The sequence below is a fragment of the Psychrobacter proteolyticus genome, from assembly GCF_038155145.1.
Classification (GTDB): Bacteria; Pseudomonadota; Gammaproteobacteria; order Pseudomonadales; family Moraxellaceae; genus Psychrobacter; species Psychrobacter proteolyticus_B.
This window is the reverse complement of the sequence record NZ_JBAKAY010000001.1, coordinates 590,000-605,139: the sequence shown is the minus strand read 5'-3', so window position 1 is coordinate 605,139 and position 15,140 is coordinate 590,000. Positions and strand designations below refer to the sequence as shown.

Here is a 15,140-nt window from a genome sequence, read left to right as displayed (position 1 = left end):
ACGTTGAGTACATTATATCGTCAATCTACTATACATGTGTTGCCGCGTTAATGTCGCTTAAAGTGCTACACACATATCCTCCGTGCAGAAATATCACTTGCATACATTATGCGCTTTCATACTCCTACGAATCGTCGCTCTGATACAAATATTTTGATATAAATACTATTACCCAATTATCATAAGTCTATTGTGAAAAACGCAGCCATATCAAACACTTTGATTATTTATTTGCGTCCAACATGCCCAATAATTTTCCTTACAGCGATAGCATCTGCATTCACCGTAATAAATTGTGGTTTTGCCATTTCATTTTGCACTTAAAACCACGACAATATGGCTCTATGTCAACATAAGTTCTGACATGATGCAATGATAATAAGAGTGCTGTTATTCAAATACTGTTATAAGGATAAATTATGGCTATTGCTTCAACGCGATCTGCACCTATTGGCTTAGTCATTGGTTGTATCATTTTTGGATTGGGCAGCTTAATTGTCGCTCATGTCGATATTGGCGGTTGGGCCATGTCGTTTTGGCGATTGGCTGTTTCTGGTATTGTATTTGCGGTATTGGCTAAGATAATGGGCCAACGTATGCCCAAATCAAGACGGGCCATTTTTTATGCGCTACTATCAGGGGCGTTTTTAGGATTAGATTTGGCGCTGTGGCATGAGAGTATTTATGCGGTTGGGCCTGGTATTTCGACGCTGCTTAATAGTCTGCAAATATTTTTCTTGGCCGCGATTGGGTTTATGTATTTTAATGAGCGTCAGTCTATCGTACAGCTTATTAGTTTGTTTTTAGCCATGATAGGCGTGGCAATGATAGGTAGCCCTGAATTTGCACACAACACTGCTGCGACTTGGGGCTTTGTCACTGGTATTGTATCGGGTGCCATGTTAGCAGCGTCAATGACATTTATCCGCAAAACGCATGACACTGAACCGACGCCTATATTTATGCTCATGCAGCTAATTAGTATCGGCGGCGTCTTAGCCATGATTATACCGATGTTTGTATTTGATACAGGTAATATCCTGCCCAATACATGGTCTGAGATTGGTTGGGTACTTATCTATGGTACGGTGATGCAGTGCTTGGCATGGGGATTGATTGCCTACTCTATTCCTAAGCTATCTCTGGCACTGACTGGACTGCTATTATTGACTGAACCTATTGCAGCCCTTGTCATTGACTATAGTTGGCTGGACAAGCCGATTAATATTTTGCAGTGGAGTGGCGCACTACTAACGATGTTTGCTATTTACTTAGGCTCTTTAAAACCAAAGCCACGTGCCCTTCGCCGCTATCGGTTTTTTTCAAGATTTTATAAGCGAGATTATAAATAGTTCCCATACTGTTGTTCGCTACTACTGTTGCTCAATATTGCCATACAAAAAAGCGCCCATGCTATCGATAGCATGGGCGCTTTTTGTTAGATGAGATATGCTTGGACCATCTTTATCTGATAGGCACAAACTTCAATCTCATCAGTATTACTTATTTCGCTTCAGAGCTTTGGTTAAACAAAGCATTCAACACGATAGCAGCTAAAGTAGCAGTACCGATACCGCCTAAATCAAAGCCGCCTAAGTGCAAGCTAAAATTACCAGTACCCATAATGACCGTCACTGCCGCGATGATTAGGTTGCTGTTTTTACTAAAATCAATATGGCTATCGATCCAGATTTTTATCCCAGCAACCGTGATAAGACCGAAAACAACAATAGAAGCACCGCCCAATAAAGCCGCTGGGATGGTCTGAATGATCGCACCAAACTTTGGTGAGAGTCCCAATATGATAGCAACCAATCCTGCTACGACAAATATCGTCGTGCTATATACTTTGGTAACCGCCATGACACCGATATTTTCAGCATAAGTAGTAACACCTGTACCACCAAATCCTGCCGAAAAAGTCGTGGCTAAACCGTCCGCCAAAAATGCTCGGCCCATATAAGGGGTCACACGAGCCTTGGTCATACCCTCTACTGCCTTAAAATGCCCTAGGTTTTCAGCTACCAAGATAAAGGCCACAGGTGCAATTAGGATAATAGCGCTCATCTCAAAGCGCGGCGTATGAATGCTTGGTAGTCCAAACCATGAAGCGGCGGCTACCGTACTAAAATCAATCGCAGTACCAAAGCCTAAAATATTGGTCATGACAAAATAAGCAACGTACGACAGAACCAGACCAACGAGTAGCAACAAACGACGCAACATGCCGCGAGTAAATACTGCCACACCACTAATGAGCAATACGGTTAAGGTAGCCATCCAAGCATCAAACTGATTGGCAGACACCCCTTGAATGGTCACTGGCGCCAAGTTAAGACCGATAATCATGACAATCGCACCCGTCACGATAGGCGGCATCAAACGCTCAATCCAACCTGTACCCGTCTTCATCACTAGCAGACCAATTAATGCATAAATAATACCGCAGGCCATAATACCGCCTAGCGCAACATTTAGATTGTCATTGAACCCTGCGCCTGCATAAGCGGTCACCGCGATGACTGGGCCTATAAAAGCAAAGCTCGATCCCAAGTAGCTCGGCATGCGCCCACCGGTAATCATAAAGAACATTACCGTACAGATACCGGACATCAAGATGGCTAAGTTAGGATCAAACCCCATCAATAAAGGCGCAAGCACAGTTGCACCAAACATCGCAAAGGTATGCTGTATACCGAGCAATACGCTTTTTGACGGAGGTAAATAGTCGTTGATACCGACTGGATCACGATCCAAGTCGCCCTTATAAGGACGCCATGTCGGAAACCAACGGCCATTTTCAAAATCTGGATTGTGCGGATAATTGATAGCGGCTGAATCAATGCCTGCAGACTCCAAGGCATTTTGAGTCGATAGATCTTGAGCGCTATTGTCTGACGCTGATGAAGGGTCTTTTTGAGATGGCATGCGCGCTTGTCCTATGTGAGCTAAGCTAAAGTAATAGGCTGGGGCGTGTTGAATATTCGGCCATGGCACTGACAGAGACTATTTGTGAATGTTCAATACGCCCTTGAATAACTGATAAAATAAGTATATTAATAAATGGACATATTTCTAAGGGCTTGTATAAATAGCAGAACGTTGAGTCTTTCTATCTATAATATGTCATCCCAATTCATTCATTTATGTTGTAATATGACAAACCAAAAGTATTATTTGGTATGATAACCATATCTTGCTAGATGTATGAATACGGATATGTCTGACTGAAAAACTCAGTCTTTTTTAATCCGTCTTATTTTACGATGATAACCAACTTACAGGATGTTACATAGTTGTTGACTGCGAGCATGATAACGGAGTTTCAAAATAAATAAAAGTTATTATTCAACTGCCTTCAGTGCTCATTTACCTTATAACCTTCATAAATAGTGTCTCGCGCCCACCTATCAATGGTGACTAGGAGCGATGGCTGTCTATTATATTTTTCACAAAAGCGCCCAATGCCATAGATAAAATAGGCTAAAGCGCTTAAAATTTTTGGTGACTTATTATGATCAGTGTTTTTGATTTATTTAAAATCGGCATCGGCCCATCCAGTTCGCATACAGTCGGACCGATGGTCGCTGCAAACTTATTTTTGACCTCGCTAACTGAGCAGATGGAACTGACTGCGGTTAAGACCATTGAAATTGAACTGTATGGCTCTTTGGCAGCGACTGGAAAAGGCCATGCGACAGATACCGCTATATTGTTAGGACTGCTTGGACATACGCCTAGCACAATAGACACACGTATGACCAGTAGCTACCTATCTCCTATCTTCTCTGACAAAATTCTCAATGTATCAGGCACGCATACGATTGCTTTTGATACAGAGCAAGATATCTACTGGTATGACGATACCGTGCTACCTTATCACCCTAATGCATTAACGCTACGCGCTATTTCAACTGAAGGCGTTCGCTATCAGCAGACGTACTATTCAGTCGGTGGCGGTTTTGTGATTAATGAAGAAGATGCAACTAACCCAGACGAAGATCATGCCAGCCCGACCATCGATAGAGTTCCCTACCCGTTCAATAACGCAGCAGAGCTACTAGAGCAATGTCGTGAGCATGACTTGAGCATCAGCGAATTGGTACTAGCAAACGAATGTCACTTCCATGCCAAAGAAGAAGTATTTGATTATCTAGATAGCATTTGGGAAGTAATGCAAGACTGCGTCAAACAAGGCTGTGAAAATGGCGGTATCCTACCGGGTGGATTAGATGTAAAGCGCCGTGCCCAAGATTTGCATACGCAGCTGTGCGCTGAAAAAGACCAACCTATCACCAAGACTGATAAGTTAGCCGCTATGGACTGGGTCGATTTGTACGCGCTCGCCGTTAACGAAGAAAACGCCAATGGCGGCAAAGTAGTTACAGCGCCAACCAATGGCGCAGCAGGTATCATCCCTGCCGTACTGCACTACTATCGTGATTTTTTGCCCAACTACAGCCAAGATGGCGTTCGTAAATTTTTGCTAAACGCCACTGCTATCGGTAGCCTTATCAAACAAAATGCTTCAATCTCTGGTGCTGAAGTTGGTTGCCAAGGTGAGGTTGGTTCTGCGTGTGCAATGGCAGGCTCTGCACTGGCAGAAATCATGAATGGCACACCAGCTAAATGCTTAAATGCTGCTGAGATTGGTATTGAGCACAATCTAGGCCTTACTTGCGACCCTATTGGCGGACTGGTACAAGTGCCTTGTATCGAGCGTAATGCGATGGGTGCAGTTAAAGCAATCAATGCAGCACGTCTAGCCTGTAGAGGTAATGGTCAGCACTTCGTCTCTTTAGACAAAGCGATAGAGACGATGAAGCAAACAGGTGCCGATATGTCTGATAAATATAAAGAGACGGCACGAGGCGGTCTGGCGGTCTATGCTGATAGTAGAATCCCTACAGCAACGCGCGGTGTTAGCGTCAACTACAGTCAATGCTAATTTGACTTCTCAAAAACTAATTTACTGATAATAAAAACAACAAAAAGGCCTCTAATTCGTTAGAGGCCTTTTTGTCATGTATAACTGGTTTATCGTCTATATATTGCTATCAATATTATTCAGCAGTTTTTGATACCACTTCGTTTAGAATCCAAACTGGCTGTACGACATTAGAGCCCTCTGCTGTTACTGCTTCTTGACGTACATCTAGGACATAACGATAGTTCGGCTCATAGGTAAAGCCTTGAATATTACCGTTTAGCGTGGTGTAGTTTTTCTGATAGGTCTGACGATACTGCAAGCACTGTGATTCGACCATGCTGCCATCAGTAGCAGTCAGGTCACATACTGCTTTACGCGGTGCAATTTCTACTTCAAAACTTGGAATATTTACTACTTTTACATTCATAGGTTGTCCTTCAACAACCATCGTGCGCTCATTGTCCATACCCATCGTAGAGCAACCAGAAAGGGCAAAAGTCGTCATCAATGCTGCAAGTGCTAATTTCTTCATTATTCAATCCTCAGATAATTTATTATTGATTCTTTATTGATAGCTTAGTTACTGGCTTATTTATTGATTTAGCTAATAACTCACTGTTACTTAGATAAACTTATTATTTTGAACACTTTATCTTGCTTTGCTACAAGCTAATAAGGCTGTTTGCTTCTTACTGAAACCAGTATAGGTCGCTAGTCGTCTTGCCCTCTATGACTGCTTTGTAAAGTAACGTCAGCTTTTGCAACTGATGTTAATGAAGCGTATTAAATAGCGGAGTTATTTGCTACTGAGGAGATGATTGACATTAAAAAGCCAGAACAATATTTGTTCTGGCTCTTATACAACTATGCAAATTCTGTTTTATTGAAGAGTACTAGCTACGATAATCAGCATTTATTTTGACATAATCGTATGATAAATCGCAGGTATATACGGTATCACTAGCATCGCCACGTGCAAGGTCGATATGAATGGTAATCTCAGGTCGGCTCATGACTGTTTTGCCCGCTTCCTCTGTATAGTCAGGTGCAACACCGCCATTTTGACAAATCATTACCTCGTCTAGATACACATCAACTTGCTCTGTGTCTAAATTTTCGATACCAGCATAGCCCACTGCTGCTAATATGCGTCCCCAGTTAGCGTCACTGGCAAAGAATGCCGTTTTTACTAAGGGTGAATGTGCGACTGCATAAGCCACATCGCAGCATTCTTGCGTGGTTTGACCGCCAGTCACTTTGACCGTCATAAATTTAGTAGCGCCTTCGCCATCACGTACAATCAGTTGTGCCAGACGGACAAATACGTCGGCTAATGCATCGAATACAGGCTGATAATGTGGATGCTCTGGACTATCAATCACCTCTGAGCTAGCAGCGCCTGTTGCAATCAACACACAACAGTCATTGGTTGAGGTATCACCATCAACAGTAATTCGGTTGAAAGACTGCTCATTGATAGCGCTTAGCATTTCTTGCAGTAAGTCAGCGGTGATATTAGCATCTGTCGCCACATAGCCCAGCATAGTCGCCATGTTCGGACGTATCATTCCTGAACCTTTAGACATACCAGTAATATGATAGCTAGTACCTGCTACATCAATTTTTTGGCTAGCCAATTTAGGAATGGTATCTGTTGTGCGAATGCCATTAGCAGCAGCTAGCCAGCTATCTGGCGCTAGATTAGCCAATGCATTATCCAAACCTGCGATGACCGCATCACTATTCAATGGCTCACCAATCACGCCAGTAGAGAATGGCAATATCGTATTGGTATCTACACCGGCCTTTTCAGCCAATGCTGTACAGATATCAATAGCGCGGCGCTTGCCATCAGCGCCCGTACCTGCATTTGCGTTACCTGTATTGGTGACTAAATAGCGCGGGCTGACCTTAGCAAAGTGCTCACGCAATACTCGCACTGGCGCTGCACAAAAGGTGTTTTTAGTGGTTACAACCGCAATAGTAGCTTTGTCAGATATTTCGATGACTACTAGATCGTCGCGGTCCTTATAACGGACACCTGCCGCTGTGGCACTGAGCTTGATGCCGTCGATAGGATAGATAACGTCAGGTACTGATACATTTCCAACAGCCATAATAAAATCCTTATTTCTCAATTTTTATCGTTATTTATGGAATACGAAGTGATAAATATATAGTCAGTTTAAGACAGTTCAGATACAAGAAGAACTAGCTGCAGCACTACAATAAGCAGACTGAACAAGCTAATAATCGTATCTAATTGACATCAGAATTGACTATATATAGGTATCACGGTATATAAGTATTACGGTTTCTTTAAGTCAAATGCCGACCAAATCGGTGCATGGTCAGATGGTTTCTCCATAGCACGTAGCTCATAACTGATACCAGCATCGATACATTTATCGATTAGATCTGAGGTACATAGGATATGATCAATACGTAACCCGCGCTTAGGTTCATCATTGAAGCCGCGACTGCGATAATCAAACCAACTGTATAACTCGGTGCTCTCTGGATAATGCAGACGGTAAGTATCTGTCAGCTCACGTGACATCAATGCTGAATACCATTCGCGCTCTTCCGGCAGAAATGAGGTTTTTCTGTTTTTCAACCAACGCTTGGCATTAACTTCACCAATACCAATATCGATATCTTCTGGCGCGATATTCATATCACCCATGACGATGATCGAACGACCTTCAGATTTTAGCGTATCAATATAAGCCATCAAGTTGGCATAATAAGCGCGCTTCATTGGAAATTTGGTCGGGTGATCTTGGCTCTCTCCTTGCGGGAAGTAACCATTGAGCACATCCACTTCACGACCTTCAAACTCATAACGTGCATGGATAAAGCGCTTTTGGGCTTCTTCATCTTCGCCAGGGAAGCCTTTTTGTACAAACACAGGTGCAGCTTTGGATAATAGTGCAACGCCGTAATGCCCTTTTTGTCCAAAGTACTCTACGTGGTAGCCCAGACCTTCGATATCGCTAAGCGGAAATTGATCATCATGAACCTTGGTTTCTTGTAGGCCCATGACATCAGGATCGATTACCTCGCGCACCGCCTCGAGCTGATGCTGACGTGCACGGATACCATTGATGTTAAAACTGACAAAACGGGTCATAAACTGTCCTATACTGATTGGTTAGAATATAGCGCTCTATAAATGGGGGAAATATAAACGGCTATGATAACAAATGTAAGCGGTTCTAGCGGTTGCATGGCCTGATATCTTAAGCTAGAGTAACTCTATTATAAGCACTATTTATTATTGGTCTATCTGAAACACTTTTATTCAACAATACTTATTAAAAATATCGAGCATCATTATGACAACAATTAAGCAAAAAAATACGACATCAGCCATGAATGATGACACTAAACCATTATTTGCTAAAGATTATAACGTCTATATTAACCATACTGATGCTGGCGGTATAGTCTATCACGCCAATCACTTGGTGTTTTTTGAAAACTGCCGACGCGACTGGTTTACTGAGCTGGGCTTAAATGGGTATTTTTTGCAGACTGATAGCGGTGAAGTGCAGCATTTTGTCGTGAGTCAGGCGGACTTGCAATACAAAAGAGCCATTCTATTAGATGAGGTAATTAGCGTACGTATTGATAAAGTGGAGCTAAAACCTGCCAGCATCATATTTTATCAAAGTATATATCGCAATTTACCAAATCATGGCTCTACCGAAACAGATAATAGCCAGCTACTAAGCAGCACCAAAATCGTCATTGCCTGCGTACAAAACCTCGTCAAACCAGAGCCAATGAGTAATGATGAAATAGGCAGCGATAAACCAGATACTTCAGCGACAACCCCACCAATGCGTCCTATTCGTGTGCCAAAAAAACTGCGCGTTACGATCGAACAGGCTATCTCTGAGCAAGTGCATGGTCAGCAGTAGAACGCTATGAGCATAGATACCGATAGAGTATTGCTTGAATTTGATAATCTATGGGTACATAGCCAACGAACGATACGTACTCATAGTATTAAAAAAAGCAAAGAAGCCTCGAATAAAATCCCTATGCTGTCTAGCATTTATCAAAAATGGACAAGCAAGCTAACCGGTAACGCCTCACTGGATAAAGAGCCATCAATTCATGATCGAACGCTAATAAGCGGTGCGAACGGTACGCTATTGTCAGGGCAGGTCACTGTTTTGACAGGAGCGTCTGGTAGCGGTAAATCAGTACTATTGCGAGTATTGGCAGGATTATTGCCAATGAGCAACGGTACTATTCGTTTGCATGATAATGACACGTCAAGTAATGTTTATCACGATACTCATGAGACTGCACCTATACGGTGGCGCCAGCAAGTTGCCCTACTTGCTCAGCACCCACAGTTGTTAGACGGCAGTGTCCTTGAAAATTTACAAATGCCTTATCAATTGCATGCTCACCAGCCACAGACTTTTGATAGAGACTGGCATGTTGCTCAGCTTGAACACTTAGATAGAAGTGCAGATTTTTTACAACAAGACGCCAAACATTTATCTGGTGGCGAGCGCCAACTGGTCAATACATTGCGCCTATTGCAACTCAGTCCACAAGTTCTATTACTAGACGAGCCAACCGCCGCTTTGGACATTGACACTTCAGCACAGCTAGTCAACTTACTTATCAACTGGTTGCACGCAGATGCACAGCGCACACTCCTATGGGTAACTCACGACATAAAAGATATCATGCCTTTGGCAAATAGACACTGGCATATGCAAGCAGGTGTGCTCACTGCGGACTCTTGAAGAGCTTTTATCAGAAACATTTAATCAAATGAGTAAGTCGTCGCTTAGTTGCTAAGAAATTTGGCACGTTAATGACCTCAACCCTCACCTTATATTATTACCATAATTACTTCTTAAATAAGCTCATACGAGTGGTACGAATGATATGCAAATTTTTCTCACTTATAGTGATATTGCTCTTGCCAGTAGTTTAATTATTATCGTATTACTCATCTCTTGGCGGTTACGTTTAAAGCTAAGCAAGACCCTTTTAATAGCGGCACTTCGTACGATTATACAGCTTAGCTTTATTGGGCTGATACTGGCGTGGATTTTTGCACGTGAACAATGGTATGAAGTGCTACTTATCTTAACGGTCATGACTCTAATTGCAGGAAGTGCCGCCAAAAATCGCGTTAAACGCAGTTATAAAGGGTTATTGACAGATACATTATTGGCAGTCGGTATCTCAGCAATACTAGTAACGGCGATTGCGATTATAGCGATTTTGAATGTGCAACCTTGGTATACACCGCAATTCATTATTCCTATATTGGGTCTGATATTAGGTAACTCTCTGACTGCCATTTCGTTGACGAGCAATCAATTGATTGAATCCTTTCATGAGCAATCTGGACGTATCGAAATGATGCTCAGTCTATCTGCTAAACCATTCGAAGCCGTCCATGAGCAGATAAAATCAGCTATCACTAATGGCATGACCCCAACTTTAAACTCTATGCTAGTCGTCGGTATTGTTAGCTTACCAGGCATGATGACTGGTCAAATCCTAGCGGGTGCCGATCCCACTCAAGCCGTACGCTATCAAATAATCACTATGTTCCTGATATGTGTCAGCAGCACGCTTGGCTGTACTATCAGTGCATTACTTATCTATCGAAGATTCTTTAATAAAAAAGATCAATTCATTTTACCGCAATAATTTTGGCATCTACATTCGTTTGTGTTTTGTCAGCTCACCAATATTAGTTATTTAATACTTCGTTGATGAAATAAAAGAGCCAATATATTCTTATAAGTTAATATATGTACTGCTCAGTATCGCTTCCTGTTATTGTTTTAGACTAAATTCATGCTAATGTATTGCTCAAATGTATCGTTTTTTTGATACTTTATTTGTAAGCAGCAGATAAATAGTTTTAGAACGAGCATTATTTTTATTATTGAACTTTTTATTTATTTGTTTTATCTAATGCTTTATCTAAATGTTCATTAAATAAAATGCTGTGAAAATAGCAAAAAAAATAGCTATTAATCAATAGACAGGGATGCTATTGAATATGGTATATACCACCTAAATAAGTAGTGGTTTGTACCATTGATAGATTGACAACTACCTTCTTAAAATACTTTAGCCTATATCAAATCGCAAGGATGCTAACTATGATATCGAACAAACCTTGGCTTTCTCAATATCCAGCCGGTGTGCCAAAAACCATTAACCCCGATAGATATAGCAGCATCATGGAGCTGTACGAAGAATGCTTCGATCGCTTCCGTGGACATCCGATGAGCATTTGTATGGGAGTGACTCATACTTATGGTGATATTGATAACGCTTCAATGGCAGTCGCCGCTTGGCTACAGAACCAAGGCTTGCCAAAAGGCAGTGTCGTCGCTTTGATGATGCCAAACGTTCCACAGTATCTACCAACTATGATTGGCATTTTGCGGGCAGGCTATGTATGTACCCCTGTCAACCCACTATATACTGGCCGAGAATTGCGCCATCAGCTTAACGACTCAGGTGCTCAGGCAATTTTTGTGGTCGATAACTTTGCCCAAGCGCTTGAGCAAGTCATTGAAGAAACAGCTATCAAACGTGTCATCCTATCGAAAATGGGCGATATGATGGGATTGAAAGGTATTTTGGTCAATACGATTATTCGTCAGGTCAAACGCTTAGTACCCAAGTATAATCTCAATGACCCCAAATACCATGTCACTAAATTCCCCGACGTGCTAAAAAAAGGTAAAAACTTACCTTTTCAACAACCAACCATGTCTCTGGACCAGAAAGCATTTTTGCAATATACAGGTGGTACCACAGGACTTTCGAAAGGCGCTATTTTGTCACAGCGTAATATCGTAGCAGCAGCGATGCAATCAGAAGCATGGACTCGCCCTATCACGTCAGAAATCAACGAAGTATATATCAATATGGTAATGGCACTGCCGTTGTATCATATCTTCGCATTCATGCTTAGCCTACTTGGTATGCGTTCAGGTTATACTTTTATATTGATACCCAATCCTCGCGATATTCCAGGGTTCGTCAAAACCTTGTCAAAACAACCGTTCCACATTTTCCCTGCAGTCAATACCCTCTTTAAGGGGCTGCTCGATAATCCAAACTTTAAAGATTTGAACTTTAGCTCTTTGCGTATCTCACAAGCTGGTGGTATGGCGGCTACTGAGCAAACTGCGAATCGATGGTTAGAAGTGACTGGCTGCGCGATGATCGAAGGTTGGGGTATGACAGAAGGTGTTGCCGTCGGTACTGCCAACGTCATTACCAATCGTGAGTTTAACGGTACTATCGGTGTACCAGCACCTGGTGTCGATGTCATCATTATTGATGAAGATGGCAAGCATGTAGGTTTAAACGAAGGGGGTGAGCTATGTATTAAAGGCCCTAACGTAACCTCTGGATATCTGAATAGAGACAGTAGTGCTGATTTTACTAGTGATGGTTATTTCCGTACTGGTGATATCGTCAGCATGGATGACAAAGGTTATATTAAACTGCTCGATCGTAAAAAAGATATGATTTTGGTTTCAGGATTTAATGTATTCCCGAACGAAATTGAGTCTGTGATGCTTGACTGTGATGGTATTCTTGACTGCGCAGTAATTGGTATTCCTGACGATCATCAAGGTGAAGCGGTCAAAATATACGTAGTACCTGAAGACAATAATGTTACCAAAGAAGTGATTACAGACTTTGCCTTAGATAATCTAACGGGTTATAAGTGTCCACGCCACATCGAGTTTGTGAGTGACCTACCAAAAAGTAATGTCGGTAAAGTACTGCGTCAAAAATTACGTGAAAAGCATAATGCAGATTACCCACAAAGATAAAACAACCTTAAATTTTAACTTTTCAAAAATTTAATTTTACTTTTACTAAAGAGCACCTTACATTTAATGTAGGATGCTCTTTAGCATATTTATTCTTAATTATTTATATTTGAGGATACTCTTCTAAAACTCTCGTTATTATATTCATAAAATTAATTATTCTGGTTTTCTTAATACAGGTAATGATAATTATTTGATAAGACAGTGATTTATTTTTATGAACCAATTGCTCAATAACTGTATCCTACAACATATATTCTTTTATTTATCAAATTTAATTATAAACTATCAAGTTCTTGTATAAGAATAACAGACCTAGTTGTAGTTATGTTAATGTATCGCCAAAATGTGTCACTATACTTTCTGTTATTTTAATATTATAGTACTTTTAATTAAGGCCAATTGATTAATATTATTTTACAAGTGGTCATTTTCATTATCAAAAATAGTAATCGGCTTTTTAATCTACTTAGATGTTTACGCTTTGTGGTTAAATCAAACTTTATATAGGCCCCATATTTTAGCAGTATGTGAATACATAGGATAGCACTCAACAATTTCTTGCTAATGGAGCAGCAACTTGAATTGTTGACATGGACGTGACTACTTTTTTATAGAGCCTTAACTTATTTCAATATTTAAGGACACTAATCATGACAGTAGATAAACCTTGGCTTGCTCAATATCCAGAAAACGTACCCAAGACGATTAATCCTGATCAATATGAAAGCCTCATAGAGTTATATGAAGAGTGTTTTAACCGCTTTCGTATGCATCCGATGACTATCTGTATGGGTGTTACACATACTTATGGCGACGTTGATACAGCCTCACTTGCAGTAGCAGCATGGTTACAAGCACAAGGCCTACCTAAAGGCAGTGTAGTAGCTCTTATGATGCCAAACGTTCCCCAATATCTACCAACTATGATTGGTATTCTACGTGCAGGTTATGTTTGCACTCCAGTAAACCCACTATATACGGGTCGCGAGTTGCGTCATCAATTGAACGACTCGGGCGCTCAGGTTATTTTTGTTGTTGACAACTTTGCTCAAGCCTTAGAGCAAGTCATTGAAGAAACCAATATCAAACGTATCGTGCTGTCAAAAATGGGCGATATGATGGGTCTAAAAGGTATTTTGGTCAATACTGTCATCCGTCAGGTTAAACGTTTGGTACCTAAATATAACTTAAATGATCCTAAGTATAACGTTACTAAGTTCCCTGAAGTTCTAAAGAAAGGTAAGAATCTACCGATTCAAGCGCCAAAAACTACCCTACAACAGAAAGCGATTTTGCAGTATACAGGTGGTACTACTGGGTTGTCTAAAGGTGCTGTCCTAACACAACGTAATGTTGTCGCTGCTGCTATGCAGTCAGAAGCATGGTATCGTCCTGTTACTTCAGACATCAATGAAGTCTATATCAATATGGTTATGGCATTACCGCTATATCATATTTTTGCCTTCATGCTGAGTCTGCTCGGTATGCGTTCAGGTTATACCTTTATCTTAGTACCTAATCCGCGCGATATGCCAGGGTTTATTAAAACGTTATCAAAACAACCATTCCACATCTTCCCTGCTGTGAACACTCTATTCAAAGGGTTACTTGACCAGCCAAACTTTAAAAACTTAGATTTTAGTTCATTACGTATCACTCAGGCTGGTGGTATGGCGGCAACTGAGCAAACCGCAGCACGTTGGTTGGAAGTAACTGGCTGCCCTATGGTTGAAGGTTGGGGTATGACGGAAGGTGTTGCGGCAGGTACTGCTAACGTGATTACTGATCGTAAGTTCAACGGTACTATTGGTATACCTGTTCCTAGTGTCGATATCATTGTAGTAGATGACAGTGGCAAACGTGTGGGCCTAAATCAAGCAGGCGAAATGTGTATTAAAGGCCCTAATATTACGTCTGGTTACTTTAATAAAGACAATACCAATGATTTCACAAGCGACGGCTACTTCCGTACCGGTGATATTATCAGTATGGACGAAAAAGGCTATATTACCCTACTAGATCGTAAGAAAGACATGATCTTGGTTTCTGGATTCAATGTATTCCCTAACGAAATCGAATCTGTCATGCTCGACTGTGATGGTATCGTCGATTGCGCAGTAATTGGTATTCCTGATGACCATCAAGGTGAAGCGGTTAAAATTTATATCGTACCTGCCGATAACAATGTCACTAAAGAAGTCATCAAAGAATTTGCGCTGGACAATTTGACTGGTTATAAATGTCCACGCCATATTGAGTTTGTCAGTGAATTACCAAAGAGTAATGTTGGTAAAATACTGCGTCAAAAATTGCGTGAACAGCATATGTCAGACAACCCTCAAACGTTGTAATAC

11 protein-coding genes are annotated in these 15,140 nt (G+C 41.2%); 7 read left to right on the top strand and 4 right to left on the bottom strand.

From position 1 onward, the window contains the following. Window positions 1-419 precede the first annotated feature (419 nt). Window positions 420-1,352 carry a DMT family transporter gene (locus tag V6252_RS02385; protein WP_341609113.1) on the top strand — a complete coding sequence of 311 codons (933 nt, stop codon included), beginning with the start codon at window positions 420-422 and terminating at the stop codon, window positions 1,350-1,352. Between the two features lie 151 nt (window positions 1,353-1,503). Here the strand turns inward: V6252_RS02385 and V6252_RS02380 are convergent, their stop codons facing one another. Then, window positions 1,504-2,928 (bottom strand): solute carrier family 23 protein, encoded by a 1,425-nt coding sequence (locus V6252_RS02380; protein ID WP_102092484.1) that lies wholly within the window; start codon window positions 2,926-2,928, stop codon window positions 1,504-1,506. 583 nt (window positions 2,929-3,511) lie between these two features. Here V6252_RS02380 and V6252_RS02375 point away from each other — a divergent pair. Then, entirely contained in the window at window positions 3,512-4,948 is a 1,437-nt protein-coding gene (locus V6252_RS02375; protein WP_425355842.1) for an L-serine ammonia-lyase, read from the top strand. A gap of 115 nt (window positions 4,949-5,063) precedes the next feature. Here V6252_RS02375 and V6252_RS02370 read toward each other — a convergent pair whose 3' ends face one another. The 3 genes from V6252_RS02370 to xthA all read right to left on the bottom strand — a co-directional run bounded on the left by V6252_RS02370 (window position 5,064) and on the right by xthA (window position 8,063). Further along, complete coding sequence (locus V6252_RS02370) at window positions 5,064-5,462, bottom strand: DUF4377 domain-containing protein (RefSeq protein ID WP_057759787.1); 399 nt, start codon at window positions 5,460-5,462, stop codon at window positions 5,064-5,066. Window positions 5,463-5,823: 361 nt separating this feature from the next. After that, window positions 5,824-7,047, bottom strand: a complete 1,224-nt coding sequence (gene argJ, locus V6252_RS02365) for a bifunctional glutamate N-acetyltransferase/amino-acid acetyltransferase ArgJ (protein ID WP_341609111.1) — start codon at window positions 7,045-7,047, stop codon at window positions 5,824-5,826. Between the two features lie 191 nt (window positions 7,048-7,238). Beyond that, window positions 7,239-8,063, bottom strand: coding sequence for an exodeoxyribonuclease III (xthA, locus tag V6252_RS02360; protein WP_341609109.1), 825 nt, complete (start codon window positions 8,061-8,063; stop codon window positions 7,239-7,241). Between the two features lie 205 nt (window positions 8,064-8,268). Here xthA and V6252_RS02355 point away from each other — a divergent pair, with 205 nt between their 5' ends. The 5 genes from V6252_RS02355 to V6252_RS02335 all read left to right on the top strand — a co-directional run bounded on the left by V6252_RS02355 (window position 8,269) and on the right by V6252_RS02335 (window position 15,137). Next, window positions 8,269-8,856, top strand: coding sequence for a hotdog domain-containing protein (locus tag V6252_RS02355; protein WP_425355836.1), 588 nt, complete (start codon window positions 8,269-8,271; stop codon window positions 8,854-8,856). Between the two features lie 6 nt (window positions 8,857-8,862). Further along, the gene (locus V6252_RS02350; RefSeq protein ID WP_341609107.1) at window positions 8,863-9,702 is read left to right on the top strand and encodes an ABC transporter ATP-binding protein; all 840 of its coding nucleotides are present in this window, start codon (window positions 8,863-8,865) and stop codon (window positions 9,700-9,702) included. A gap of 145 nt (window positions 9,703-9,847) precedes the next feature. Next, on the top strand, window positions 9,848-10,624 hold the full coding sequence (locus V6252_RS02345; protein ID WP_341609106.1) for an ABC transporter permease: 777 nt from the start codon (window positions 9,848-9,850) through the stop codon (window positions 10,622-10,624). A 461-nt stretch (window positions 10,625-11,085) separates the two neighbouring features. Further along, a complete protein-coding gene (locus V6252_RS02340) occupies window positions 11,086-12,783 on the top strand; it encodes an AMP-binding protein (protein ID WP_341609104.1) in 1,698 nt (565 codons plus the stop codon). A 653-nt stretch (window positions 12,784-13,436) separates the two neighbouring features. Continuing rightward, window positions 13,437-15,137, top strand: a complete 1,701-nt coding sequence (locus V6252_RS02335) for an AMP-binding protein (protein WP_341609103.1) — start codon at window positions 13,437-13,439, stop codon at window positions 15,135-15,137. Window positions 15,138-15,140 lie beyond the last annotated feature (3 nt).

Excerpts from the sequence above, each read along its gene's own strand:
- argJ (WP_341609111.1), bottom strand. The coding sequence starts at position 7,047 with ATGGCTGTTGGAAATGTATCAGTACCTGACGTTATCTATCCTATCGAC.
- V6252_RS02340 (WP_341609104.1), top strand. The coding sequence starts at position 11,086 with ATGATATCGAACAAACCTTGGCTTTCTCAATATCCAGCCGGTGTGCCA.
- V6252_RS02380 (WP_102092484.1), bottom strand. The coding sequence starts at position 2,928 with ATGCCATCTCAAAAAGACCCTTCATCAGCGTCAGACAATAGCGCTCAA.
- xthA (WP_341609109.1), bottom strand. The coding sequence starts at position 8,063 with ATGACCCGTTTTGTCAGTTTTAACATCAATGGTATCCGTGCACGTCAG.
- V6252_RS02385 (WP_341609113.1), top strand. The coding sequence starts at position 420 with ATGGCTATTGCTTCAACGCGATCTGCACCTATTGGCTTAGTCATTGGT.
- V6252_RS02345 (WP_341609106.1), top strand. The coding sequence starts at position 9,848 with ATGCAAATTTTTCTCACTTATAGTGATATTGCTCTTGCCAGTAGTTTA.
- V6252_RS02355 (WP_425355836.1), top strand. The coding sequence starts at position 8,269 with ATGACAACAATTAAGCAAAAAAATACGACATCAGCCATGAATGATGAC.
- V6252_RS02335 (WP_341609103.1), top strand. The coding sequence starts at position 13,437 with ATGACAGTAGATAAACCTTGGCTTGCTCAATATCCAGAAAACGTACCC.
- V6252_RS02350 (WP_341609107.1), top strand. The coding sequence starts at position 8,863 with ATGAGCATAGATACCGATAGAGTATTGCTTGAATTTGATAATCTATGG.
- V6252_RS02370 (WP_057759787.1), bottom strand. The coding sequence starts at position 5,462 with ATGAAGAAATTAGCACTTGCAGCATTGATGACGACTTTTGCCCTTTCT.